Source organism: Caulobacter sp. P4_E5 (genome assembly GCF_056401555.1).
Genome location: NZ_JBFUJD010000039.1, coordinates 1 through 23,756 on the forward strand (window position 1 = coordinate 1; position 23,756 = coordinate 23,756).

The following is a 23,756-nucleotide window of genomic DNA, read 5'->3' on the forward strand; positions in this document are numbered from 1 at the left end:
GCCGCGCGCGGCCTTCAGCACATCGGTGTCCTTCAGCGGCGCGCCCTTGCCCTTCTGGGAGACGATCCAGATCGCGCCCTTGTCGCCGAGGCTCCAGATCAGGTCCTCGAGCCGGTCGAGGTCGGCCAGGTCGTCGGCGGCCAGGAACAGGATATCGACGCGATCGGCCTCGTCGGCCTCGACCGGTTCGACACGCGTTGAGAGCTCGGCCAGGAACTCGGCGTCCTCGACGCCGTCGACGACCACGGTCATGCCCGGCTTCACGCCCAGCTTGTCCAGGCGCGTGGGCGGGTTGAGGATGGCGTGGACCCACTTCTCGGCCTGGCCGGGCTCCAGGGTGAAGCGCGTGCCGTCGCTCAGCACCAGGTCGTCGCCCTCGGTCCGCAGGTTCTTCAGGGCGTGGCCCTGATAGATGCCGCGATAGGCGCCGCGGAAGATCAGCTTGGGCGGCTCCCACAGCAGCTTGCCTTCACTCTCGCCGTCGGACAGCTGGCCCCAGACGCCGCTTGCTTCCTTGCCCATGCTCAAGCGCCCTTGAACGTCGGCTGACGCTTTTCGAGAATGGCGTCGACGCCTTCCATGTGATCCTCGGTGTGGTGGGCGATGGCCTGGGCGGCCGCGCTCATCTCCATCAGGGTGTCATAGCTGGCGGTCTGGCCGTGCTTGAGCAGGCTCTTGGCCATGCGCAGGGCGTACGGCGGCTGGGCCGCGATCCGCGTCGCCAGGGCCAGGGCCTCGTCCATCAGCGTGTCGGCCGGCACGGCCTTGCTGATCAGGCCCCACTCGGCCGCCTTGGCCGCGTCGATGACGTCGCCGGTGAACAGCAGTTCCGCCGCCCGGCTCATGCCGATCGTGCGCGGCATCAGCCAAGCGCCGCCGTCACCGGGGATCAAGCCCAGCTTTAGGAAGGTGACGCCGAACCGCGCGGTGTCGGCGGCTAGCCGGATGTCGGTCATGCAGGCCACGTCGCAGCCCAGGCCGATGGCCGCCCCGTTCACCGCCGCGATCGACGGAACCTCCAGGCCGTAGATGGCCCGGACGATGCGGTGGATGTTCTTGCGGTAGCCGTCGCGCACGGCCACGCCGTTGCCGCTGAAGGCGCCCTCGCGGGCCTTCATCGCCTTGACGTCGCCGCCGGCCGAGAAGGCCTTGCCCGCGCCGGTCAGGATCACGCAGCGGATCTCCTGGTCGTCATTGATCGCCTCGCACGCGGCCGCCACCTGGTCGCCGTCGCCCGGCGCGCCCAGGGCGTTCATCGCCTCGGGTCGGTTCAGGGTGAGGATGGCGACGTGGCCACGTTTCTCGGTGAGGATCAGGGACAAAAGGGGCGCTCCGGTTGCTTCTTCGCGTTTTCCCTTCCATAGCCTGCTTTCCGCCGCGACGCAGCCAAGCCGAGCAACACAACCAGTGCGTTCACACCGATCACGAAAACGCGACTGGCGCGACGGCCTGACCCGACATTGAAATGGCTTCTGGGACGAGAGAGAAGGCTACGGCGATGACCGAGCACGCGAAGGCCCGACACGTGTTGATTATCGAGGATGAAATCCTCGTCGCGTTCGAGGTCGAAGCTCTGCTGGCGGAACAGGGTTTCACGAGTTTCGATATCGCCGACAGCGCGGCCGACGCGCTGACCCTGGCCCTTGCCAATCCGCCTGACCTGATCACGGCTGACTACCGCATCGTCGGCGGCACCGGCGTCGAGGCGGTCGAGGCCATCCAGCGCCAGTTGGGCCGCATTCCGGTGGTCTACGTCACCGGCAACGCCGACCAGCTGAAAGGCCGGCTGACGCCTGTCGTCGACAAGCCGATCTCGGCCCGCATCCTCGCCGAGGCCTGCGCTCGCGCCGCAACCGCTTGAGACTGGGCCGATCCGCCTGGCTCCGCTAAAGGAGGCGGACGGGAGGACGCGATGCACCAGATCACCACCCTCGAGGCCCTGGAGGCGCTGTATCAACCGGCGCCGGTCGCGGCCTCGACCGTCAAGGTCACTGACCACATCACGCCGCACTACGCGGCCCTGATCCAGGCCTCGCCGTTCGTGGCCCTGGCCACGGTCGGCCCCGAGGGGCTGGACTGCAGCCCGCGCGGCGACTTGCCTGGCTTCGTCCGCATCGCCGATCCGCGAACCCTGATGCTGCCCGACCGGCGCGGCAACAACCGCATCGACACCCTGCGCAACATTGTCCGCGACCCGTGCGTGGCCCTGCTGTTCCTGATCCCCGGCTCGGGCACGACCTTCCGCGTCAATGGCCGGGCGGCGCTCAGCGCCGATCCCACCTTGCTGGACAGCTTCGCCGTCGACGGCAAGCCACCGCGCACGGTGACGGTCGTGACGGTCCAGGAAGCCTATTTCCAGTGCGCCCGCGCCATCGTCCGCTCGGGCCTGTGGGACGCCGAGAGCCACGTCGATCCCAAAAGCCTCCCCACGGCCGGCGCGATGCTGGCGGCGGTCACCGCCGGYGAGGTCGGCGGCGAGACGTACGACCAGACCTGGCCGGAGCGCGCGGCGAAGACGTTGTGGTGAGGACGGCGCACGGAGCTGGCGTTCAGTCGGCTTTCGATGGCCACCCGCTGAGCCTAAGCGGCGCGGAGCGGAATGCCCTCTGGGCGACGACTCCGCACCGCGACCGGCGATGCGCCGCGCTCGCCGCCGACCTGGAAGCGCGCCATCAAGCGGGTGAGGTCATCGGCCTCGCGAGCTAGGGCATGGCTGGCGGCGGTGCTTTCCTCGACCATGGCGGCGTTCTGCTGGGTGACCTGGTCCATCTGGTTGATGGCGACATTGACCTGATGCAGGCCGCTGGACTGTTCCTGGGCCGAGGCGGCGATCTCGCCAACCACGGTGTTGATCTGGGCCACCTGGCTGACGATGCGCTCCAGGGCCTTGCCAGTCTGGTCCACCAGATCGACGCCGGCGCTGACCTGGGCCGTCGAGGTGGAGATCAGGCCCTTGATCTCCTTGGCCGCGTCGGCCGAGCGCTGGGCCAGGCCGCGGACTTCCTGGGCGACCACCGCGAAGCCGCGCCCGGCGTCACCGGCCCGAGCCGCCTCGACGCCCGCGTTCAGGGCCAGGAGGTTGGTCTGGAAGGCGATTTCGTCGATGACACCGATGATCCGGGTGATGCCCTGGGACGAGGTCTGGATGGCGTTCATCGCGACGATCGCCTTGCCGACCACCTCACCGCCGGTCTCGGCGTCGAGCTTGGCGGTCGCCACCACCGTGCGGGCGTGGGTGGCGCCCTCGGCGGTTTTCTTCACGGTCGCGGTGATCTCCTCCAGCGCCGCGGCGGTTTCCTCCAGGCTGGCGGCCTGCTGTTCGGTGCGGCGCGACAGGTCGTCGGAGGCGACGGTGATCTCGCTGGCTCCGGCGCGGATGCCGGCGCTGTTGCCGGAAATCTCCTTCATCGTCGTCTGCAGGATCTCGACCGCGGCGTTGAAATCCTCGCGTAGCTTGACGTAGTCCGCCGCGAAGGCGTCTGTCAGCCGATAGGTCAGGTCGCCGCTCGACAGCTTGGACAGGCCCGAGCCGATCCGCTCGATGGCCGAGGCCTGTTCGCGGGCGGCCACCGCCCGGGCGGCTTCGTTCGATTGGCGCTCGATCTCCGTGGCGATGCGAAGGCCTTCGGCCTCGCCCTCCAGGACCTTGGCTTTCAGGCCGTTGTCCTTGAACACCTGCACGGCCTGGGCCATGCCGCCGACCTCGTCGCCGCGCCCCTGCCCCTCGACGACGACCTGGAGGTCGCCGCCGGCCAGACGGCGCATGCGCTCGGAAAGGCCGTTTAGCGGCCGGGAAATCTTGTCCACCGCAACCCACAGCCCAAAGCCGAATCCAGCGCCGACGCCGAAGACGGCCAGGACGACATTGATGATCATGGTCCGGTTGGCGAGCGCGCTCAGATCGACCACGGCTTGATTGTCGCGGGTGGCGGCCTCGGTGTTGAAGCGCACGATCGCCCTGGTCATCTCGGCGATCTTCGGATCCAGCCGCAGCATGACGAGCTTGGCCTCGGCGTCCTGATTGGTCGCGCTCAGATCCACGACCTTCCGGCCCAATCCGACGATCTCGTCGACCTGGACCTTGAAGGCCTCATAGGCCGTGGCGTTGTCCGGCAGCAGCCGCTCGGCGGTCGCCAGGTTCTTGTTCAGTTGGGCGGACGCGGTCTCGAAGTCGGTCCTGGCCTGCCGCGCGTCGGCGCCCGCGCCCTCGGCGGCGATGATCCGGTAGCCGGCATAGCCGATCACATTGATCCCACGCCCCACCCGCGCCAGTTCCAGCGCGGCCGGCGCGCGACGAGCAACCAGGATCGTATTGGCGTCGTCGGCTCGCTTGATCGCAAGACTGCTGTAGGTCGCCGAAACGCCAAACGCCACGGCCAGCAACATCAAGGCGGCCACGATCTTTGACGATATTTTCCAGTTGTCCATGAAGTTCACGACCAGCCCTCCCGCGATGAAATTATTTTCTCACAGCAGGAGGCATGAACGGCATTAACGAAAGACGCGACTTTCAACCCCGACACGACGACTAAATAAAGTCATGATGTCGCACATAGCGCCCTTATGGAATACTTTCACTTCCGGCTCGGCAATTCGCGAAATACTCTCGTAATGGTCACGCAACCTGAGATGATGGTGTGATTAATGCGCGTGATCACGCCATGAAGCTCACTATCACCGCCGACAAATAGCTCGGCGTTGAAAGCAGAAGTCCGAGCGTCCGCCTAGAGTCGAGATCCGCCCCAAGGCCCAAAACAAAAGCGGCCCCGGGGCTTCCCCCAGGGCCGCTCGAAAACACATCAGTCGCCGAAAGAGGCGCGTCAGTCGTCGCGGTGGACGCGTTCGCGGCGCTCGTGGCGTTCCTGGGCTTCCAGGCTGAGCGTCGCCGTGGGGCGGGCGTCCAGCCGGGCCAGGCCGATCGGCTCGCCCGTTTCCTCGCAATAGCCGTAGGAGCCATCCTCGACGCGGCGCAGGGCCTGGTCGATCTTGGAGATCAGCTTCCGTTGGCGGTCGCGAGTACGGAGCTCAAGAGCCCGGTCGGTTTCCGAGGATGCGCGATCAGCCAGATCGGCATGGTTCTCGGTTTCTTTCTGGAGATGGGAAACCGTCTCGCGAGATTCGCGAAGGATCTCTTCTTTCCAGGCCAGCAGCTTGTTCTTGAAATACTCAAGCTGCCGGTCGTTCATAAAAGGCTCGTCCTCGGAAGGACGGTAGTCCGATTTTTCTACTAGAACAGTGGCCGTCTGCATCAACGCCTCACGCCCCAATGAACTCAGCCCTCGAAGGCTGCGTGCTTATAGCAAAAGGTGAGCCGCGTTCAATGAACCTCGCGTGAGTGGCGCGTTTAACTCGCGCGGAACGCACGCCAGGCCCGCGATCGCGGCGGCGACAAGTGTAAAACGCGTGGGAAAGCCAAGCGTGGCAGGATCGAACGGCGTTCGTGATCCCCGCCCCGGCCATGTTTAGCCACCCCGCATTTGCAGCTTGGCCAGCTCGACGGCGGCCCGCGTTTCGATTTCGTTGAGGATCCCCTCAAGGCCGGGATCGTCGGTGCTGTCGCGTTGCTCGCGGATGGCCTTCGACAGGCGGTCCAGGGCGCCATGCGAGATCTCGCCGTCGATCAGCGCGATCCGCACGTCGCCCAGCAGGTCCAGGATGTGTTCGGCGCGACGCACCGCGCGGCGCTTGCGCTCCAGGGGATTGCCGACCGCGCCCATCTCCTGCAGGGCCAGCAGGGCGTCGACCGAGCCGACTCCCGAGAGGCCGCCGACCGAGGCCGTGCTGGCCGCGCCGCTGGCGGCGTTGACCGAGGGCAGGGAAAAACCCGACGAACCGCCGGTGGGCTTAGCGCGCGACGCGCCAGTCGCTCCTACGCCCCCCGTGCTGGAAACCTTCATCCGTCAGCTCCAAAAAGCTCTTGCGCGCGAGTCACTCTTCTCATCGCACGATCATCATCGGGCCGCGCGCTTGAAGTATGGTTAATGCCGGGCAGATTCTGCCGTTCGGCGCCGGGCGGACCACCGCCGAATCCGGAATCCCTTGAGTCACAAGGCCCTGAGGGCATTCGGGAAACTGGCCCGCTTCTGGCATGGGGCGGCGCGGGGACGTCTCCCCGCCACGGGACCACCATGCCGCGTTCATTCTTTCGCACCGTTCTGACAGCCCTGGTCGCCGCTTCGGCGCTGATCGCCGCTCCGGCGTTCGCCAAGTCGCGGATCAAGGACATCGTCGCCTTCGAGGGCGTTCGCGACAACCAGCTGATCGGCTACGGCATCGTCGTCGGGCTGAACGGCTCGGGCGACAGCCTGCGCAACGCGCCGATGACCAAGCAGAGCCTGGAGGCGATGCTGGAGCGTCAGGGCGTCAATGTCCGCGACGGCAACCTGAACACCAAGAACACCGCCGCCGTCATGGTCACCGCCAACCTGCCGGCCTTCTCGGCGGCGGGCTCCAAGGTCGACGTCACGGTCTCGACCATGGGCGACGCCAAGAGTCTGCTGGGCGGCACCCTGCTGGTCACCAGCCTGCAAGGCGCGGACGGCCAGACCTACGCCGTGGCCCAAGGCACCGTGCAGACCGGTTCGGTCTCGGCCGGCGGCGCCTCGGGCAGCTCGGTGACCAAGGGCGTGCCGACCGCCGGGCGCATCGCCGCCGGCGGCATCATCGAGCGCGAGACCGGCTTCCAGATGGTCAATATGGACATCATGCGCATGACCCTGCGCAATCCGGACTTCACGACCTCGCGCCGCATCGCCGACGCGGTCAACGCCAAGTTCCCCGGCTGCGCCCAGGCTCAGAACCCGACCATCGTCGCCGTCCGCGCCCCGCCCGGCATGGACATGATCAGCTTCATGACCAACATCGAGAACCTGGAGGTCGAGCCCGACTCCCCGGCCAAGGTGGTCATCGACGAAGTGGCCGGCGTCATCGTCATGGGCGACGACGTCCGCATCAGCAAGGTGGCGATCGCCCAGGGCAATCTGACCATCTCGGTCCAGGAGACCCCGGCGGTCAGCCAACCGGCCCCGTTCAGCCAGGGCCAGACCCGCGTCGTCCCGCAGTCGACGGTCAGCGTCGACGAGGAAAAGGGCAAGCAACTGATCACCCTGGGCGGCTCGCCGTCGCTCAAGAGCCTGGTCGGCGGTCTCAACGCCCTCGGCGTCACGCCCCGCGACATGATCTCGATCCTGCAGGCCGTGAAGGCCGCGGGCGCCCTGCAAGCCGACATCGAGGTGATGTGATGAGCGCCCTCTCCGCCCTGACCGGCGTCGCCGCCAAGATCGACACCGTCGCCGCGGCCGCCAAGAGCGCCGTCGCCTCGGTCGAGGAAAAGGCCAAACGCGCCAAGATCGCCGACACGGCCAAGGCCTTCGAGTCCTCGTTCATGTCGGTGATGATGCAGCAGATGTTCGAGGGGGTGAAAACCTCCGAACCGTTCGGCGGCGGCCAGGGCGAGGCGATGTTCAAGTCGGTGCTGACCGACGCCATGTCCAAGCAGGTCACCCAGTCCGGCGGCATCGGTCTGGCCTCCACCATCCAGCGCGAAATGCTGAAACTGCAAGGTCTGAAGGAGTAGCCCCATGGCCATCGCCGCCATCGACGCCGACGATCGCGTCCACCAGCTGATCCTGCTGACCGAACGCCTGACCGACCTGATCGCCAAGGAAGCCCACGCGTTCGAGACGCACCGCCCGCACGAGGCGGCGCAGTACGTCGAAGAGACCGCCAAGCTGGCCAATGTCTATCGGCACGAGTCGATGCGGGTGCGGGCTAATGTTTCCCTGGTCGAGGCCGCGCGGCCCGAGCTGCGCCAGCGCCTGATGCGCGCCACCGAGGCCTTCGACGCGGTCCTGGCRCGGCAAGCGCGCGCCGTGACCGCCGCCAAGACGGTGACCGAGGGCTTGGTCCACGCCGTGGCCCAGGAAATCGCCAACCAGCGCGCCGCTCCGGCCACCACCTACGGCGCCGGCGCGATGATCAACGACCGCCCGCAGCACGGCGCGGCGATCACGCTGAACCGGAAAGCCTAGGGGTTAGCCTGTAGTCGCCTGAGCTACTCTTCACTGCCTTCCTGGGCCTTGTGCCCAGGACCCATGGCGCGGCTAGGCGCGACCTAAGGCCGTTGCTCCCGCCGGCGTGGGCGTCCGCGCCTTCAAGACAAAGCCGGCTGAACGATGGGTCCTGGGCACAAGGCCCAGGAAGGCGGATTTGGTGTGGGCTGAAAGTTACCCAATAAGCTCGAACACCGCCGCGGCCCGCGCCGCGCCGTCGGGGTCGCCGAAATCGGCTACCAGATATTCGGCCACGACCCGCAGGCGGTCGGTCGGCAGGAAGGCGCGCCAGGGGTCGCCGATCAGCACCTCGATGCCCGCCACGACGCAGCGCTCCAGGAAGGCCGTGACCCGCGCCGCCAGGTCCGGGTCGTAGAAGAGATCTCCCACCAGCATCAGCGCGACCTCCGGCGGCGCGCCCACCGTCAGATCGCCGTGGATCACCTCGACCGCGACGCCGTTAGCGGCGGCGTTCAGGCGCGTGGCCGTGATCGCGTAGGGATCGACATCGGCCGCCCTCACCGCACTGGCCCCGGCCAGGGCGGCCGCGATGGCCACCAGACCCGAGCCCGCGCCGAGATCCAGCACGGTCTTGCCGGCGACGACCTCGGGATGATCCAGAACGTGCCGCGCCAGCGCCAGGCCGCCGCCCCACGGCCGCGCCCAATAGGGCGAGCCGAAGTCCGGATCAGCCTCCGCCAGGCGCATCAGCCCGCTGCGCGGTCCGGCCCTGTGAAGGCGAATCTCCGGGACGCCCGGCACGGGCTCCAGCGGCAGGCGGTCTTGGATGAAGGCGGAAAGGTCCAGGCGCGCGTCTTTCGTCGTGGTCGCGTTCCCTTAGGCCGCAGGCGACGGCCGCGCTAGCGCCCCTCGTCGATCAACCGCTTCTTGCGCCGGTGCAGGCTGGCGGCCACGGCGATCAGGACCAGCGGAACCAAGGCCGACAGCACTCGCTCGCCGCTGCCCGGCCAGCCGTGCAGCCAGGGCTTCAGCAGATAGCCCAGCAAGCCCAGCACATAGTAGCCGACCGCGAAGATCGACAGGCCCTCGACCAGGCCCTGCAGCTTGGTCTGCAGCTGCAGGCTGGCGTCCATGCCGCGCAGGGTCTCCTGGTTCTGGCGGTCCTGGGCCAGGCCGAGCTTGGTGCGCAGCAGGTCGCCGCTACGGGCCACCCGCAGCGACAGGTCGTCCAGCCGCCGATCGGCCGCCTCGCGCGTGCGCATGGCCGGCAACAGGCGCCGGGCGATGAACTCGCTCATGGTCGAGTGGCCGGGGACGCGGCGTTCGCGCAGGGCCTCCAGCCGATCCAGGGTCAGGCGGTGGTAGGACTCGGTCGCCCCGCGACGGAACCGGCTGTCGGCCGCCCGCAATTCGATCTCGGCCGACAGGGTCAGCAGGTGGTCGAGGACGCTCTGGCTGTCCTCCCCCGCCGCCAAGCCGCTGGTGATCGCCGCCAACCGCGCCTCGGCCCCGTCCAGCCAGGCCAGCAGCTCGCGGGCCGGCGGAAAGCCGATCAGGGCCAGCTTTCGATAGTTGCCGATCTCCAGCAGGGTCTGGACCAGGCGCGAGACCTCGTCATTGGCCAGGCTGATATTGTGGACATGGATGCGGCCCGTCCCACCCTCGCGCAGGCGAAAGTCGGTCCAGATCCGCGCCGCTCCGTCGAACACCTCGCACGAGACGCAGCGCGCCAGGTCGATGTGGCGGCCCAGGGCCGCGTCGGTCGGCGGCTTGCCGCCCGGGGCCGAGACCGAGATCTCGACACCCCGGAACACCTGGCCCGGCGCGCCGTCCAGCCAGAAGGCGCTTTCCTCGGGCTGGGACTCGAAGCCCAGGTCGTCGCCCAGCCGTCCGTAGGCGAACCCGGTCCAGGTCGAGAACTCCTGGTGACGCTCCCACAGCCAGCCGCCCTTTTCGTCCTCGACGACGACCCGACCGGCGGCGGGATCCTGGCCCGGCGCGAACAGGGAGATGAACGCCGCCTCCGCCGCCCGCTGCTCGGGCTCGACGAGGAACACCCATTGGCGCAGGCGGACCGGCGCGCGGTCCAGCGGCAGCGCCCGCAGGTGCATCAGTTCGCTCAACGTCACTCGAAGCGGGTGGTCCCGACCGCCGTCCATCTCGTCTTCCCTGCGTTTCCGGGTCATTGGATCGAGTCCAATGTTACCGGTCACATAGAGTTAGCGAAGATCGCCGGCGGCGTCACCTGGTTTGAGCGCGATCGTCCGGTCCACGCCGATCGCGGCCATGAAGTCGGTGTCGTGGCTGACCACCAGCAGCGCCCCGTCATAGCCCGACAGCGCCGCCTCGACGGCCTCRATCGAGGCCAGATCCAGGTGGTTGGTCGGCTCGTCCAGGATCAGCAGCTGTGGCGGGACGGCGGCGCACAACACACAAGCCAGGGCCGCCCGCAGCCGCTCGCCGCCGCTCAGCGTCCCGGCGACCTGGTGGGCGGCGACGTTGCGGAACAGGAACCGCGCCAGGGCCGCGTGGGCGTCGTTGACGCTCGCCTTCGGGTTCAGGCGGCGGAAATTCTCGAGGATCGTCTCGTCGTCGTTCAGCAGCGCCGCCCGCTGGTCCAGCAGGGCGAGCGGGACCGACAGCTTCACGTCGCCGGCGGTCGGCAAAAGGTCGCCGGTCGCCAGCCGGATCAAGGTCGTCTTGCCCGCCCCGTTCGGACCGGACACCGCCACCCGCTCGGGTCCGACGATCCTGAACGACAGGCCTTCGATCACCGCCGTCCCGTCCGGCCAGGCGAAGGCGACGTCGTCGAAGCTCAGCACCGTCCGTCCCTCCGACAGGCCGCTGGACGGCAGGTCGAAGCCAAGCGTCCGGGCGCGCTCGACGCGGGCCTCGGCCGAGGCCTTGGCCTCCTGGGCCTGGGTCGCCAGCTTGTCGGCGAGCTTGCCTTCGCGCCCACCGCTGTTCTCGGCCCGCTCGGCCATCATGCCCAGCAGGATCTTCGGCGTGCCGCCCCGATCGGCGAAGCGCTTGCCGGCGGCGTCGCGGCGGTCCTTGCGCTCGCGGGCCACCTGGACCTCGCGGGCGACGCGGCGAACCTCGCGCTCGGCGTGGTCGAGGTCGCGCTGGGCGGCCTCGGCCTCCTGCGCGTTGCGATCGGCATAGAGGTCCCAGCCGCCGCCGTACGAACGTGCCCCCAGGGACGAGAGCTCAACGATCCGGTCCATGCCGCRCAGCAGGCTCCGATCGTGGCTGACCACGACCGCTCCGCCGCGCCAGCGGGCCAATACCCGTCCGACGATCTCGCGCGCCTCGGCGTCGAGATTGTTGGTCGGCTCGTCCAGCAGCAGCACGTCGGGCTCGGCGATCAGCAGGCGCGCCAAGCCGGCGCGGGTCGCCTGGCCGCCCGATAGCGCCGTCGCCGGTCGGTCCGGGTCGAGGCCGGAGAGACCAACATCGGCAAGGGCCTGGTCCAGCCGCGCCGGCAGCGTCCAGTCGGCGTCGGACAGGTCGATCTCGTCGCCCTCCCCGCGCTCGATCCGCGAGAGGCGGTCCCAGTCCGGGCCGACGCCCAGCAGGTCGACCAGCCGCGCGGCGGGCGACAGGTCCGGCGCCTGATCCAAAGCGGCGACCGTCCCGGAGCGCGTGACGGTTCCGGACAGCGGCGGGCGCAACCCGGCGATCAGCGCCAGCAAGCTGGACTTGCCCACGCCGTTGCGCCCGACCAGGCCGATGCGCTCGGCCCCGATCGCGAGGTTCAGATTGTCGAAGAGAAGCCGGCCGTCAGGCGTGGCGGCGGCGACGGAATCCAAGGTGACGAAGGACATGCGACCCCACGGTCAGGGAAACGGGAAGGACGAAGCGGTCTTCCGGCTTGCTGATCATGGGAGCCTCCATTGGATGGGAAGCGGCGGCTTCTACGCCCGCGAACGCGGTTCGGCAAGCTGAGCTGGTCATCGCAAGGATCGGGTGTCGCCGATCCTGTGGCGGCGCGAGGATGGGGCCACAGAGAGGAGCCGCTCATGGCCTATGCCGTCACCAGCCTGCCCGCCGAACCGTTCGTCCCATTGTTTTCGATGGACGACGAAGCGCTCGCCGCCCACGGCGCCCGTCGCGTGGTCGCCGACGCGCCGCTGGGCTTTCCCTGCCGCGTCAGCCTGGACGACGCCCAGCCGGGCGAGACCCTGATCCTGGTCAATTACGAGCACCAGAGCGCCCCGACACCGTTCCGCGCCAGCCACGCCATCTTCGTGCGCGAGGGTGTCGAACCCGTGGCCACGGTCGACGTGATGCCGCCCGCCCTGCGCCGCCGCCTGCTGGCGCTGCGGGCCTTCGACCAGGACGGCATGATGCGCGCCGCCGACATCGTCGAGGGCGCAAGGGCCGACGACCTGATCGCGACCTTGTTCGAGGATCCGGAGATCGCCTATCTGCACGCCCACTACGCCAAGTGGGGCTGCTACGCCGCGCGGATCGATAGGGCTTAGGTTTGGAACTTGGCCATCCGGCTTACTCCGCCTCCCTAGGCCTTGTGCCTAGGGTTCAGCTATCGTCGCGCCGGACGGCGTTCGCCCACACTGGCGGCGCCCTCGGATAACCACCGAGCCTGGCCGCGCCATGGGTCCTCGCCACGAGGGCGAGGAAGGCAGGTTTGGCGGAAAGGGCTTCCCCCTCGAGATCGCTCTCTAGGTCGACGCCATCTCGCGCAGCACCCAGACCAGCGAGCCGATCCCGCCGCAGAACACCATCATGTCGATGATGATCGAGCGCTGCCGCACCTTCAGCGCGTCGAACGCGTCCAGCTTGGCGCCCTGCTTGGCATTGGCGGCCTTCTTGGCCATGGCTCGCTCCTTCTAGAGGTTCGAGCCCCCGCCCGATCTTGGCGGTTAGATCATGCGTGGACTGAAGAACCCGCTTCCAAACAGGGTTTAGCGAGTCTCAACGGCCAAGGTCCCTGGCGATGGCCGGGTTCGTCGCATTTTCGTCGACCGCCGCTGTAACCTTGGCCTTCGACGCTTCGTATTCACCTCCAGTAACTTATTCGGGAGGTTTCCCGTGAAGCCCGTGCTCGCCGCCTTCGCTCTGCTGTCCATCGCCGCGCCGGCCGTCGCCGCCGACCGTCCGGTCGTGGTCGAGCTGTTCCAGAGCCAGGGCTGCTCGTCCTGCCCGCCGGCCAACGCCAACCTCAACGCCATCGCCGGCCGCCCCGACGTGCTGGCGCTCAGCTTCGGCGTCACCTACTGGGACCAGCTGGGCTGGAAGGACACCTTCGCCACCAAGGCCTATACCGACCGCCAGCGGGCCTATGCGCGGGCGCTGGGCGCCCAGCTGGGCACGCCGGAGATGGTGGTCGAGGGCCGCGACAGCCTCGTCGGCATGGACCCCCGCGACGTCGAAGCCGCCCTGCGCCGCGCCCGCCCGGCCAGCGACACCCGCATCGTCGGCGCCGCCGGTCGCGTGCAGATCGCCGCCGGCCGCGCTCCGCGACGGGCCGCCGACGTCTGGCTGGTGCGCTACGATCCCCGTGTCCAGCAGGTGTCGATCCGACGCGGCGAGAACGGCGGCAAGACCCTGCCCCACCGCGACATCGTCCGGCAGCTGACCCGCCTGGGCGGCTGGAGCGGCGCGGCCGTGAGCTTCGCCTCGCCGGCTTCGCCCGATCCCGCCTATCGCACGGCGGTGCTGGTTCAGGCGCCGGACGGCGGCCCGATCCTGGCGGCGGCGCGGCTGGACTAGAAGCAACCCTTCTCGCGCAGGCTGGGCGGCGGACTGCCGGTGGAGGCGAGGTTGCGCTCGCTGAAGCCCGGCGTCCGCCCGCGCCGATAGTCGCGGCACCGCTCTTGGCGGCGGGCGTCCTTGTCGTAGATCGACGGGAGCTTCGGTTCGGGCGTCTCCCATTTGGTCTCATCGATCGGACCGATGAAGTTGGGCGACGGGCGCTTGTCCTTCCTGTCGTTCCAGCTCCCGTAGCACCGCGCCTTCTCGTCGGGCGTCATGTGCTCGCTGCTCAGGCCTATGCAGGCGCGAGAATAGCGGCCCCAGTTCGCGGCCGGGACGCCCTCGCTCAACCGCCAGCGATCGAGGGTCTGGCGGTCAATGCGCCAGGCTGGATCGACCTCGGGCGCCGCCGGCGCCGGTTTGGCGGGTTCTCCGTTTTCGACAACCGACGACGCCGGCGCTTCGCGGCTCGATCTCGGCGAGGTCGACGCGGCGCGCGAGACCGCCGATGGGGATCGCGACACTGCCCGCCGTTGCGGCCGCTCCAGCTCGAGAACAATGACCGGCTGGTCCTCCATCACCGGCGGCGCCTGCTCGACCAGAACCAGGGCGGCCAGGATCAGGCCGTTGATCAGCACGCCGCCCGCCGCGGCGATCGCTCGCCTGGTCCGCCCGCCCCGCCCCATGCGCCCGCCACTTCTAGTTAAGCTCGGCAGGCAGGACGCGTTTCGATAGCGCCGCTTTCGAGGCGCGAACATGGCCAAGCGGCGCCCTGGACGCGGCCGGCCGCCGCCCCCACTGCTGACACTGGCTGTCAGCAGAAACGACGCCCCACGCGCGCGACATTTGTTCGCATCTTGTTCTTGTGTTAATTCGCGGGTTGAGCCCTACATATAGCCGCTGCGCCGCGACCAATCGCGCGGTCCAACGTTCCGGAAAACATGGCTGAACAACTGAACTTCATCCGCGTTCGCGGCGCCCGCGAGCACAATCTGAAGAACGTCAGCGTCGACATCCCGCGCGGCGAGCTGGTCGTGCTGACCGGCCTGTCGGGCTCGGGCAAGTCGTCCCTGGCCTTCGACACGATCTATGCCGAGGGCCAGCGTCGCTACGTGGAAAGCCTTTCGGCCTATGCCCGTCAGTTCCTGGAACTGATGAGCAAGCCCGACGTCGACCTGATCGAGGGCCTGTCGCCGGCCATCTCGATCGAGCAGAAGACCACGTCGCGCAACCCGCGCTCCACGGTCGGCACGGTGACCGAGATCCACGACTACATGCGCCTGCTGTGGGCGCGGGTCGGGGTTCCCTACTCGCCGGCCACCGGCCTGCCGATCGAGAGCCAGACCATCAGCCAGATGGTCGACAAGATCACCGCCCTGCCCGAGGGCACGCGCCTCTATCTGCTGGCTCCCGTCGTTCGCGACCGTAAGGGCGAGTACCGAAAAGAGATCGCCGAGTGGCAGAAGGCCGGCTTCCAGCGGCTGAAGATCGACGGCGAGTACTATCCGATCGAGGACGCCCCGGTCCTCGACAAGAAGTTCAAGCACGACATCGACGTGGTCGTGGACCGCGTGGTGACCAAGCCCGACATGGAACAGCGCCTGGCCGACTCCATCGAGCAGGCCCTGCGCCTGGCCGATGGTCTGGCCGTCGCCGAATTCGCCAATGTCGAGGAAGGCCAGACCGAGCCCAGGCGCATCCTGTTCTCGGAACGGTTCGCCTGCCCGGTCAGCGGCTTCACGATCGCCGAGATCGAGCCGCGGCTGTTCTCGTTCAACAATCCGGCCGGCGCCTGCCCGGTCTGTGACGGCCTGGGCGCCAAGCTGGCCTTCGACGCCGACATGGTGATCCCCGACAAGGACAAGAGCCTGCACAAGGGCGCGGTCGCGCCGTGGTCGCGCGGCCCCTCGCCGCTCTACACCCAGACCCTGCAGGCCCTGGCGCGCCACTACGGCTTCTCGATGGACGAGCCCTGGCACAAGCTGTCGCCGGACGCTCGCGACGTGGTGCTGAACGGCTCCAAGGGCCAGAAGATCAAGTTCGTCTACGACGACAACGCCCGCAAGTACGAGGTCGAGAAGCCCTTCGAGGGCGTGCTGCCGAACCTGGAGCGCCGCTGGCGCGAGACCGACAGCAGCTGGGTGCGCGAGGAGCTGGGCCGCTACCAGTCCGACACGCCGTGCGAGACCTGCCACGGCAAGCGCCTGAAGCCGGAAGCCCTGGCCGTGAAGATCGCCGGCATGGACATCGCCGAGGTCTCGATGCTGGCCATCCGTCCGGCCCGCGATTGGTTCGCCGGCCTGGAAGGCCAGCTGACCGACAAGCAGATGGAGATCGCCCGGCGGATCCTGAAGGAAATCAACGACCGCCTGCGGTTCCTGGTCGACGTCGGTCTCGACTACCTGAACCTGTCGCGTGGCTCGGGCACCCTGTCCGGCGGCGAGAGCCAGCGCATCCGCCTGGCCAGCCAGATCGGCTCTGGCCTCACGGGCGTGCTCTACGTGCTGGACGAGCCGTCGATCGGCCTGCACCAGCGCGACAACACCCGCCTGCTGACCTCGCTGCAGGGTCTGCGCGACCTGGGCAATTCGGTGCTGGTGGTCGAGCACGACGAGGAAGCCATCCTCACCGCCGACTATGTAATCGACATGGGTCCGGCCGCGGGCGTCCACGGCGGCGAGATCGTCGCCCAGGGCAAGCCGGCCGAGATCATGGCCAACCCCAACAGCGTCACGGGCCAGTATCTGACCGGCGTGCGCGAGATCGAGGTGCCCGAACAGCGCCGGCCGATCAGCAAGAAGAAGATGCTGCGCGTCGTCGGCGCCACCGGCAACAACCTGAAGGGCGTCACGGCCGAGATCCCGGTCGGGACCTTCACCTGCATCACCGGCGTGTCGGGCGGCGGCAAGTCGACCTTCACGATCGAGACCCTGTACAAGGCCGCCGCGCGCCGCCTGAACAACGCCAGCGACGCCCCCGCGCCGCACGAGCGGATCGAGGGCCTGGAGCAGTTCGACAAGGTCATCGACATCGACCAGAGCCCGATCGGCCGCACCCCGCGCTCGAACCCGGCCACCTATACCGGGGCGTTCGGCCCGATCCGCGACTGGTTCGCGGGCCTGCCCGAGAGCAAGGCCCGTGGCTATGGCCCGGGTCGCTTCAGCTTCAACGTCAAGGGCGGCCGCTGCGAGGCCTGCCAGGGCGACGGCGTCATCAAGATCGAGATGCACTTCCTGCCGGACGTCTACGTCACCTGCGATATCTGCAAGGGCAAGCGCTACAACCGCGAGACCCTGGACGTGGTGTTCAAGGGCAAGACGATCGCCGACGTCCTGGACATGACCGTCGAGGAGGCCGCCGACTTCTTCAAGGCCGTGCCGCCGATCCGCGACAAGATGGAGACGCTGAAGCGGGTGGGTCTCAGCTACATCAAGGTCGGCCAGCAGGCCACGACCCTGTCGGGCGGCGAGGCCCAGCGGGTGAAGCTGTCCAAGGAGCTGTCGCGCCGCGCCACCGGCCGGACGCTGTACATCCTCGACGAGCCGACCACCGGCCTGCACTTCGAGGACACCAAGAAGCTGCTCGAGGTGCTGCACGAGCTGGCCGACCAGGGCAACACCGTGGTCGTCATCGAGCATAATCTGGACGTGGTGAAGACCGCCGACTGGCTGATCGACTTCGGCCCCGAGGGCGGCGACGGCGGCGGCGAGATCGTCGCCGTGGGCTCGCCCCAGGACGTGGCCGGGGTCGAGGCCAGCTGGACCGGCCGCTACCTCAAGGACGTCCTCGACCGCCACGAGGAGCGCCGCAAGGCCCGAGTGGCCGAGCTGAAGAAGGCCAAGCGAGCCTAGGCGCCCAGCTGGAAACAGAAACGCCCCGGAGAGTGATCTCCGGGGCGTCTTTCTTTGGCGAGGATCGTAGCGCCTACCAGCCGCCCTCGGTCGTCGCCCCGCCGGCGCCGCCCTCCTTGAGCTCGCGGTAGATCGACGGCGCGGGGCCGAACACGATCAGGGTCGTCAGCACCGAGAACACGCCCGAGAACAGGGCCTGGACGATGCCGGCGGGGGTGAAATAGGCCTGCAGGGAACTGGTGTCGGCTCGCATCATCCGCCCAGTGGCGGCGAAGTCGCCCGAAGCGATCAGGCCGGCCGCGTAGACGATCATCCAGATCAGCAGGATGACGATCACGCTCATCACCCCGGCCAGCAGATAGGCGCCGACCAGCGGCCAGAACAGGCCCTTGGTCTCCGGCAGCGAGCGGAACAGCGTGATCTTGCCGCCGTCGAAGGTCACGGCCGAGGCGAACGACAGACGCACGGCCAGATAGATCATCGCGCCGATCGAGCCGAGGCCGCACAGCAGGGCCAGGAAGGCGCCGGTCGGGCCGCCCAGCGCGCCCAAGAAGCCCGACAGGGCCGAGCCGAAGAACAGCACGCCCATCAGCACCAGGCTGACCAGCAGCCAGACGGCGGCCTGGCGCACCTCGTCCATGCCCAGGCGCAGATAGGCGAAACGGCTGTCGTGGGGACGCAGGACCAGGCGGTTCAGGGCCGCGAAGATCACCCCGTTCAGCAGCAGGCTGTAGGGCAGCGACCACAGCATCAGCGGCGCCAGGTCGGACGCGCGGCGGACCAGCTCCTCCGGATCCGGCGTGCTGTTGTCGGACATGTAGTTGAGGAACGCGCCCAGCTTGGGGCCGAAGAACTGGATCGCCAGGGCGTTGGACAGGATCGACAGCACCGTCATGGCGCCCGCCCAGATGGCGACAGTCTTCAGGTTCTCCCGCACCAAGCGGAAACCGGAGAAGGCCGCGTCGGAGGCGGAGAACTTGGACATGACAGGCTCATTCGGATGGCGAACAGGGCGGTAGGCCTAACAAGGTTCGCGCCGCTTCGACAGGGCGCAACGCTGCTTTTTCACATGGGGTTGCGGTGAGGGCCGGCATAACTCTAACATCTGTTTGAAAGGCGACCGCGAGCGTCGTCGTGCATCGGGAGGGAAGAATGAAGCTCTATGGCGAGGCCATGCCGGCGCCCAATCCGCGCCGGGTGCGGATCTTCCTGGCCGAGAAGGGCGTCGAGGTCCCCGAGATCCCGATCGGCATGCGCCAAGGCGGCCACAAGTCGCCCGAGCACCTGGCGCGCAACAGCCTGGGACAGGTGCCGGTGCTGGAGCTGGACGACGGAACCATGCTCAGCGAGACCGTCGCCATCTGCCGCTATTTCGAGGTGCTGCACCCCGACCCGCCGCTGTTCGGGGTCTCGGCGCTGGAGCAGGCCCAGGTCGAGATGTGGACGCGGCGGATCGAGTTCCGCCTGACCGTGCCGGTCGGCATGTTCTGGCGCCACGCCCATCCGTTCACGGCGCATCTGCTGAAGCAGAACACCGAGTTCGGCGAGTCCAACCGCGAGGTGGTCGCCAAGATCCAGCTGTGGCTGGACCGCGAGCTGGCCGACGGCCGGCCCTATCTGGTGGGCGACACCTATACGATCGCCGACATCGCGGGGCAGACCACCCTGGACTTCGCCGACTTCACCGGCCTCTCGACGCCCTCCGAGGCCAAGCACGTCCTGGCCTGGCGCGAACGGATGGCGGCCCGGCCCAGCGCGGGGGCGTAGGCAAAAACCCTGTCATCCCGGAAGCCTCGTAGAGGCTATCCGGGACCGCCGGAAGCTCCGCGCCCGCCGCGGTCCCGGCTCTTCGCTGCGCTACGGCCGGGATGACAGGTTTGGGAGCCTGCGCTCCTAAACGTGCAGCCCCGCGTCGATCTCGTCCTGGTTCAGGTGGGCGAAGGCCTTGGCCGGGGCCGCGACCAGGATCACCGTCTGCAGGGTCAGGAAGATCGGGGCCAGCAGCAGGTTGGCCAGTAGGGTCAGGATCAGACGCGGATGGCTGGCCACCACGTCCCCGCCAGTCGACGCCACGCCGCCGCCGAGAACGTTGGCGATGATGCTCGACAGGGTCGCGCCGACGATCGAGACCAGGGCGCTGAGGACGAGGGTCAGGGCGAACATGCCCAGCAGCCGGAAAAACTGGCCGTGGGTCTGGATCCAGGCGGCGCGGATGTCGATGTGATGGTGCGAGAAGGCGTGCGGGCCCAGCAGCGACAGGCGCACGGCGACCCATAGCGACAGGCCGATCACGGCCAGGCCGCCCAGGGTGGCGAACCAGCCGGCCGCCGCGCCCGACAGCAACGCCGCGCCCAACACCACCGCGCCGGACGGGATCACCGTCACGCCCAGGGCCGCGGCCCAGGTGATCAGCGACACGACCAGCAGCTGCAGCTCTTCCTTGCCCAGGCGCAGATAGGCGAAGCGGTCGTTCTTGGGTTCGATCACCGAGCGGATGATCGCCGCCTGCAGCACCGAGCCCAGCACCAGGGCCAGGGCGATCAGCAGCACCATCACCCCGCCCAGGTGGGTGACCAGGTCGAGGATCTCGCGCGGGTCGGCCGACGAGCCCCGGCCGTTCAGGGCCGCGCGGCCTTCCTCGCCCAGCACGATCTTGGCGATCAGGCCAAGGATCGGCAGCATGACCAGCGAGAAGGTCGCCCAGGCCAGCACGGGCAGCGGCTTGCGCCGCATGGTGCGCAGGCCCTCGAGGGCGGCGTCGACGGGGCGAACAGACATCTAGGGGTGGTCCTGCGAAGCCGCGCCGTGGCGGTAGAAATGGGCCAGCGATCCGGTCCAGGCCGGCATGGCGTAGAAGTAGGTGCAGACCGACAGCACCGCGGCGACGGCCAGCCCCTGCCCGGGCGCCAGGCTCAACACCATGCTGAGCAGCGCCACCGGCACGGCGATGGCCAGGCCGATCACCAACAGCGCCGGAACCCGGCCCCGGGTCAGCGGAAAGGCGCTCAGCACCCGCACGCCCGACTGCTCGACCGTGGCCGGGGCCGACAGCGACAGCCGCAGACCCAGCCAAATCAGGATCGCCAGGCTGGCCAGCGGCGCCAGGCCGACGACGAAACCGGCCGGGCCGGCGCTGGCGAAGGCCGCCTTCCAGCCCGCGGTGGAGCCGGCGTCGAAGCTGGGCGCGGCGGTGCGGGCCACGCCCAGGGCCACGCCGCCGACGATGATCATCAGGATCGCGCCGATCAGCAGCATCAGGGCCAGGATCATCAGCTGCGCGGCCAGCAGCCGCCACTCGTCGCGTCCCCAGCGCAGGCCTTTGAGGCCGGCCTGACGACCGAAGGCGCGGCGGAACAGCGCGCCCTGGGCGATCACCCCCGCCAGCAGCGCGGCCACGAAGCGCGCGCCCGGCGGCAGGACGCCGGCGGCGACGGTGAGCACGACCGCGAACGCCAAGGCGCCCCAGCAGTCGCGGGCCGCGCTCGCCACGTCGGAAAGGCCCGCGCGCAAGGTCGCGCCGACTCCCGCCGATCCGTCCGTCATCCGATCCAGTCCCTCTCGCACGCCCCTCGCCCACCGAGTCGTCGCGTCGGACGCAATCTATGGCCTCGGCGCGGTTCTGGCGATGGCGTCGCGCGGACGCGAGCGGATTTCGGGCCGCCGTGACGCGGCCGCTACGCTCGCATGGTCAAGGCCCGATGGATCACGGCCCAGGGCGCGTAGAACAGCGCCTGGACCACGGCGCTGAACAGGGCCGCGATCGTTCCGAACACCGCCAGCCACGGCCACAGGTCGCGCAGCAGTGCGAGCGGCGGCCGAGCCATGAACGCTTCCAGCGCGCCCTGGTCATGCAATGCCGCCATCGAGCCGCCCGCCAGCGCGACGCCGACCACCACCCCGCCGACCAGGATCTCCAGGCCCAGAATGAAGACGACGATCAGCACGGCCACGCCCAGCAGCCGCCAGCCGTGGCCCTTGGTCAGGCTCCAGGACTCGAACAGCCGGAACTGGTTGTCGACAAAGGTCATCGGCGCGGCCATCGACAGCCGCAGCGCCACCCAGAACACGACGCCGAACGCGATCAGCGCGCCGACGCAACCCGTGGCGATGGCCGCCATGCGGCCGCTCTCGCCGCCGCCGACCGCGACGATGGCGGTCAGCACCACCACCAGCAGCACCAGCACGAAGACGGCGATCATCGCCAGCACCTGCTCGACCAGCAGCAGCAGGGTCAGCCACATCTCGCGCGAGCCGACCCGCAAATAGGCCCAGGCCGACTGGCCGGGCGTCAGCACGGCGCGGAACACCGCCGCGCAGAACACCGCCTTCACGAACGAGGACCACAGCCAGAACAGCAAGTTCAGAGCCGTCATGCCCGACTGGGCTTGCATCATCTGCTGCATCGCCTCGGGGCTGGGGTCGCCGCCGCGCTGGGTCATGGCCAGCTGGATCAGCTTCTGGAACTCCGGGCCCATGGCCAGGAAGCACAGGACGGCCGGGACCATCAGCGCCAGGGCCAGGGCGACCGCCCAACCCACCACCGCCAAAGGCTTGCGACCGATCACGCCGAAGCCGGCCGTCGCCGCCTCGGTCACGGAAAACCTCGCCATGTCCCCTCCCAGGATCACCAGGCGCGAAGGGCCCGGCGCAGGGAAGGAGCCTACACCAGGTTTCGCCGAGCGACAGCCGGGGGTATAGGGCGCCCCATGACCACGAATTCGACCTATCAGCCCGTTCATGTCATCGGCGGCGGCCTGGCCGGCTCCGAGGCCGCCTGGCAGATCGCCCAGAGCGGCGTGCCCGTTGTCCTGCACGAGATGCGCCGCGACGACGCGGCCGGCGCGCCCTCAAGCAGCGAAGCGCTAGGGCAAGTAAAGAAGATCCGCACCGACGCTCACCAGACCGACGGCCTGGCCGAGATGGTCTGCTCCAACTCGTTCCGCTCGGACGACTGGCAGTTCAACGCCGTGGGCCTGCTGCACGCCGAGATGCGCTGCTGCGACAGCTTGATCATGTCGGCCGCCGACCAGCACCAGGTGCCGGCGGGCGGCGCCCTGGCCGTCGACCGCGACCGGTTCTCGGCCGAGGTCACCCGCCGCCTGGAAGCCCATCCGCTGGTCACGCTCGAACGGGGCGAGATCGCCGGTCTGCCGCCCGAAGCGTGGGACAACGTCATCGTCGCCACCGGCCCCCTGACCTCGCCGGCCCTGGCCGAGGCGATCCTGGCGTTGACGGGCGAGGGCCAGCTCAGCTTCTTCGACGCCATCGCGCCGATCATCCACTTCGACTCGATCAACATGGACGTCGCCTGGCGCCAGTCGCGCTACGACAAGGAAGGCCCTGGCGGCGACGCGGCGGCCTACATCAACTGCCCGATGACCAAGGACCAGTACGAGGCCTTCATTGACGCCCTGCTGGCCGGCCCGAAGTCCGAGTTCAAGGAGTGGGAGAACGTCCCCTATTTCGACGGCTGCCTGCCGATCGAGGTGATGGCCGAACGCGGCCGCGAGACCCTGCGCCACGGGCCGATGAAGCCGGTGGGCCTGACCAATCCGCGTGACCCGCTGGTCAAGGCCTACGCCATCGTCCAGCTGCGCCAGGACAACGCCCTGGCCACGCTGTGGAACATGGTCGGCTTCCAGACCAAGCTGAAGCACGGGGTGCAGGCCGAGACCTTCCGGATGATCCCGGGCCTGGAGAACGCCCAGTTCGCCCGGCTGGGTGGCCTGCACCGCAACACCTTCATCAACTCGCCCAAGCTGCTGGACAAGTCGCTGCGCATGAAGGTCCAGCCGCGCCTGCGCTTCGCCGGCCAGGTCACGGGTGTCGAGGGCTATGTCGAGAGCGCCGCCATGGGCCTGCTGACCGGCCGCTTCGCCGCCGCCGACCGCAAGGGCGCGCCGATCGAGGCCCCGCCCGGGACGACCGCGCTCGGGGCCCTGGTCGAGCACATCACCGGCGGCCACCTGGAAGGCCAAGGCGGCGGGTCCTTCCAGCCGATGAACATCAACTACGGCCTGCTGCCCCCGCTCGAGACCCCCAAGGTCGACGAGGAGGGCAAGAAGATCCCGCTCAAGGAACGCGGCCGCGCCAAGAAGCGGCTGATGAGCCTGCGCGCGCTGAAGGACCTGGAGGCTTGGCTGGGCGCGTAGGCCCCCCTCGCCCCGTATAAGTA

25 protein-coding genes are annotated in these 23,756 nt (G+C 68.6%); 10 read left to right on the forward strand and 15 right to left on the reverse strand.

Annotated elements, in window-relative coordinates:
* Both AC1DSO_RS13395 and AC1DSO_RS13400 read right to left on the reverse strand, forming a co-directional pair.
* A partial coding sequence (locus AC1DSO_RS13395; protein ID WP_477069289.1) for a DUF3052 domain-containing protein occupies nt 1–522 on the reverse strand: 522 nt, incomplete at its 3' end.
* 2 nt (nt 523–524) lie between these two features.
* Nucleotides 525–1,322 (reverse strand): crotonase/enoyl-CoA hydratase family protein, encoded by a 798-nt coding sequence (locus AC1DSO_RS13400; protein ID WP_477069290.1) that lies wholly within the window; start codon nt 1,320–1,322, stop codon nt 525–527.
* Between the two features lie 176 nt (nt 1,323–1,498).
* Between AC1DSO_RS13400 and AC1DSO_RS13405 the strand changes: the two genes are divergently transcribed.
* Together AC1DSO_RS13405 and AC1DSO_RS13410 are read left to right on the forward strand one after the other, a co-directional pair.
* Nucleotides 1,499–1,861, forward strand: a complete 363-nt coding sequence (locus AC1DSO_RS13405; RefSeq protein ID WP_047412371.1) for a response regulator — start codon at nt 1,499–1,501, stop codon at nt 1,859–1,861.
* 51 nt (nt 1,862–1,912) lie between these two features.
* Entirely contained in the window at nt 1,913–2,527 is a 615-nt protein-coding gene (locus AC1DSO_RS13410) for a pyridoxamine 5'-phosphate oxidase family protein (RefSeq protein WP_477069291.1), read from the forward strand.
* A 53-nt stretch (nt 2,528–2,580) separates the two neighbouring features.
* Here the strand turns inward: AC1DSO_RS13410 and AC1DSO_RS13415 are convergent, their stop codons facing one another.
* From AC1DSO_RS13415 to fliX, 3 genes are all read right to left on the reverse strand, one after another.
* Nucleotides 2,581–4,428 carry a methyl-accepting chemotaxis protein gene (locus AC1DSO_RS13415; RefSeq protein ID WP_477069323.1) on the reverse strand — a complete coding sequence of 616 codons (1,848 nt, stop codon included), beginning with the start codon at nt 4,426–4,428 and terminating at the stop codon, nt 2,581–2,583.
* 392 nt (nt 4,429–4,820) lie between these two features.
* Nucleotides 4,821–5,249 carry an RNA polymerase-binding protein DksA gene (dksA, locus tag AC1DSO_RS13420; protein WP_047412362.1) on the reverse strand — a complete coding sequence of 143 codons (429 nt, stop codon included), beginning with the start codon at nt 5,247–5,249 and terminating at the stop codon, nt 4,821–4,823.
* A gap of 213 nt (nt 5,250–5,462) precedes the next feature.
* Entirely contained in the window at nt 5,463–5,897 is a 435-nt protein-coding gene (gene fliX / locus AC1DSO_RS13425) for a flagellar assembly regulator FliX (protein WP_477069292.1), read from the reverse strand.
* 231 nt (nt 5,898–6,128) lie between these two features.
* On the opposite strand from fliX, the gene AC1DSO_RS13430 reads away from it, so the two are divergent.
* From AC1DSO_RS13430 to AC1DSO_RS13440, 3 genes are read left to right on the forward strand one after another with little or no spacing between them, the layout of a single operon-like run.
* Entirely contained in the window at nt 6,129–7,241 is a 1,113-nt protein-coding gene (locus AC1DSO_RS13430; RefSeq protein WP_477069293.1) for a flagellar basal body P-ring protein FlgI, read from the forward strand.
* Nucleotides 7,241–7,576: a rod-binding protein gene (locus AC1DSO_RS13435; RefSeq protein ID WP_477069294.1), complete on the forward strand. Its 336-nt coding sequence runs from the start codon at nt 7,241–7,243 to the stop codon at nt 7,574–7,576. The genes AC1DSO_RS13430 and AC1DSO_RS13435 overlap by 1 nt, the downstream gene beginning before the upstream one ends.
* Before the next feature lie 4 nt (nt 7,577–7,580).
* Entirely contained in the window at nt 7,581–8,030 is a 450-nt protein-coding gene (locus AC1DSO_RS13440; protein WP_056045187.1) for a hypothetical protein, read from the forward strand.
* Nucleotides 8,031–8,225: 195 nt separating this feature from the next.
* Here the strand turns inward: AC1DSO_RS13440 and AC1DSO_RS13445 are convergent, their stop codons facing one another.
* The 4 genes from AC1DSO_RS13445 to AC1DSO_RS13460 are packed head-to-tail and all read right to left on the reverse strand — an operon-like array spanning nt 8,226 to nt 11,909.
* The gene (locus tag AC1DSO_RS13445; RefSeq protein WP_477069324.1) at nt 8,226–8,858 is read right to left on the reverse strand and encodes a class I SAM-dependent methyltransferase; all 633 of its coding nucleotides are present in this window, start codon (nt 8,856–8,858) and stop codon (nt 8,226–8,228) included.
* Between the two features lie 53 nt (nt 8,859–8,911).
* Complete coding sequence (locus AC1DSO_RS13450) at nt 8,912–10,198, reverse strand: DUF3422 domain-containing protein (RefSeq protein ID WP_477069295.1); 1,287 nt, start codon at nt 10,196–10,198, stop codon at nt 8,912–8,914.
* A gap of 33 nt (nt 10,199–10,231) precedes the next feature.
* Nucleotides 10,232–11,839: an ABC-F family ATP-binding cassette domain-containing protein gene (locus tag AC1DSO_RS13455; protein ID WP_477069296.1), complete on the reverse strand. Its 1,608-nt coding sequence runs from the start codon at nt 11,837–11,839 to the stop codon at nt 10,232–10,234.
* The gene (locus AC1DSO_RS13460) at nt 11,796–11,909 is read right to left on the reverse strand and encodes a hypothetical protein (RefSeq protein ID WP_477069325.1); all 114 of its coding nucleotides are present in this window, start codon (nt 11,907–11,909) and stop codon (nt 11,796–11,798) included. Before AC1DSO_RS13460 ends, AC1DSO_RS13455 begins: the two co-directional genes overlap by 44 nt.
* A gap of 125 nt (nt 11,910–12,034) precedes the next feature.
* Between AC1DSO_RS13460 and AC1DSO_RS13465 the strand changes: the two genes are divergently transcribed.
* Complete coding sequence (locus tag AC1DSO_RS13465) at nt 12,035–12,499, forward strand: DUF1203 domain-containing protein (RefSeq protein ID WP_477069297.1); 465 nt, start codon at nt 12,035–12,037, stop codon at nt 12,497–12,499.
* Nucleotides 12,500–12,697: 198 nt separating this feature from the next.
* Here the strand turns inward: AC1DSO_RS13465 and AC1DSO_RS13470 are convergent, their stop codons facing one another.
* Nucleotides 12,698–12,853 carry a hypothetical protein gene (locus tag AC1DSO_RS13470; protein WP_477069298.1) on the reverse strand — a complete coding sequence of 52 codons (156 nt, stop codon included), beginning with the start codon at nt 12,851–12,853 and terminating at the stop codon, nt 12,698–12,700.
* A gap of 214 nt (nt 12,854–13,067) precedes the next feature.
* On the opposite strand from AC1DSO_RS13470, the gene AC1DSO_RS13475 reads away from it, so the two are divergent.
* On the forward strand, nt 13,068–13,748 hold the full coding sequence (locus tag AC1DSO_RS13475) for a DUF1223 domain-containing protein (protein WP_477069299.1): 681 nt from the start codon (nt 13,068–13,070) through the stop codon (nt 13,746–13,748).
* Here the strand turns inward: AC1DSO_RS13475 and AC1DSO_RS13480 are convergent.
* The gene (locus AC1DSO_RS13480; protein WP_477069300.1) at nt 13,745–14,494 is read right to left on the reverse strand and encodes a hypothetical protein; all 750 of its coding nucleotides are present in this window, start codon (nt 14,492–14,494) and stop codon (nt 13,745–13,747) included. The genes AC1DSO_RS13475 and AC1DSO_RS13480 overlap by 4 nt on opposite strands.
* A 177-nt stretch (nt 14,495–14,671) precedes the next feature.
* Here AC1DSO_RS13480 and uvrA point away from each other — a divergent pair, with 177 nt between their 5' ends.
* Nucleotides 14,672–17,581 carry an excinuclease ABC subunit UvrA gene (gene uvrA / locus AC1DSO_RS13485; RefSeq protein ID WP_477069301.1) on the forward strand — a complete coding sequence of 970 codons (2,910 nt, stop codon included), beginning with the start codon at nt 14,672–14,674 and terminating at the stop codon, nt 17,579–17,581.
* Nucleotides 17,582–17,654: 73 nt separating this feature from the next.
* Here uvrA and AC1DSO_RS13490 read toward each other — a convergent pair whose 3' ends face one another.
* The gene (locus tag AC1DSO_RS13490) at nt 17,655–18,566 is read right to left on the reverse strand and encodes a hypothetical protein (protein WP_477069302.1); all 912 of its coding nucleotides are present in this window, start codon (nt 18,564–18,566) and stop codon (nt 17,655–17,657) included.
* A gap of 167 nt (nt 18,567–18,733) precedes the next feature.
* Between AC1DSO_RS13490 and AC1DSO_RS13495 the strand changes: the two genes are divergently transcribed.
* A complete protein-coding gene (locus tag AC1DSO_RS13495) occupies nt 18,734–19,348 on the forward strand; it encodes a glutathione S-transferase family protein (protein WP_477069303.1) in 615 nt (204 codons plus the stop codon).
* A 126-nt stretch (nt 19,349–19,474) separates the two neighbouring features.
* Here the strand turns inward: AC1DSO_RS13495 and AC1DSO_RS13500 are convergent, their stop codons facing one another.
* The 3 genes from AC1DSO_RS13500 to AC1DSO_RS13510 all read right to left on the reverse strand — a co-directional run bounded on the left by AC1DSO_RS13500 (nt 19,475) and on the right by AC1DSO_RS13510 (nt 22,191).
* Complete coding sequence (locus AC1DSO_RS13500; protein WP_477069304.1) at nt 19,475–20,359, reverse strand: hypothetical protein; 885 nt, start codon at nt 20,357–20,359, stop codon at nt 19,475–19,477.
* Nucleotides 20,360–21,124 (reverse strand): hypothetical protein, encoded by a 765-nt coding sequence (locus AC1DSO_RS13505; RefSeq protein ID WP_477069305.1) that lies wholly within the window; start codon nt 21,122–21,124, stop codon nt 20,360–20,362.
* Nucleotides 21,125–21,255: 131 nt separating this feature from the next.
* Nucleotides 21,256–22,191: a hypothetical protein gene (locus tag AC1DSO_RS13510; protein ID WP_477069306.1), complete on the reverse strand. Its 936-nt coding sequence runs from the start codon at nt 22,189–22,191 to the stop codon at nt 21,256–21,258.
* A gap of 96 nt (nt 22,192–22,287) precedes the next feature.
* Between AC1DSO_RS13510 and trmFO the strand changes: the two genes are divergently transcribed.
* Nucleotides 22,288–23,733 carry a methylenetetrahydrofolate--tRNA-(uracil(54)-C(5))-methyltransferase (FADH(2)-oxidizing) TrmFO gene (trmFO, locus tag AC1DSO_RS13515; RefSeq protein ID WP_477069307.1) on the forward strand — a complete coding sequence of 482 codons (1,446 nt, stop codon included), beginning with the start codon at nt 22,288–22,290 and terminating at the stop codon, nt 23,731–23,733.
* The last annotated feature ends 23 nt before the right edge of the window (nt 23,734–23,756 follow it).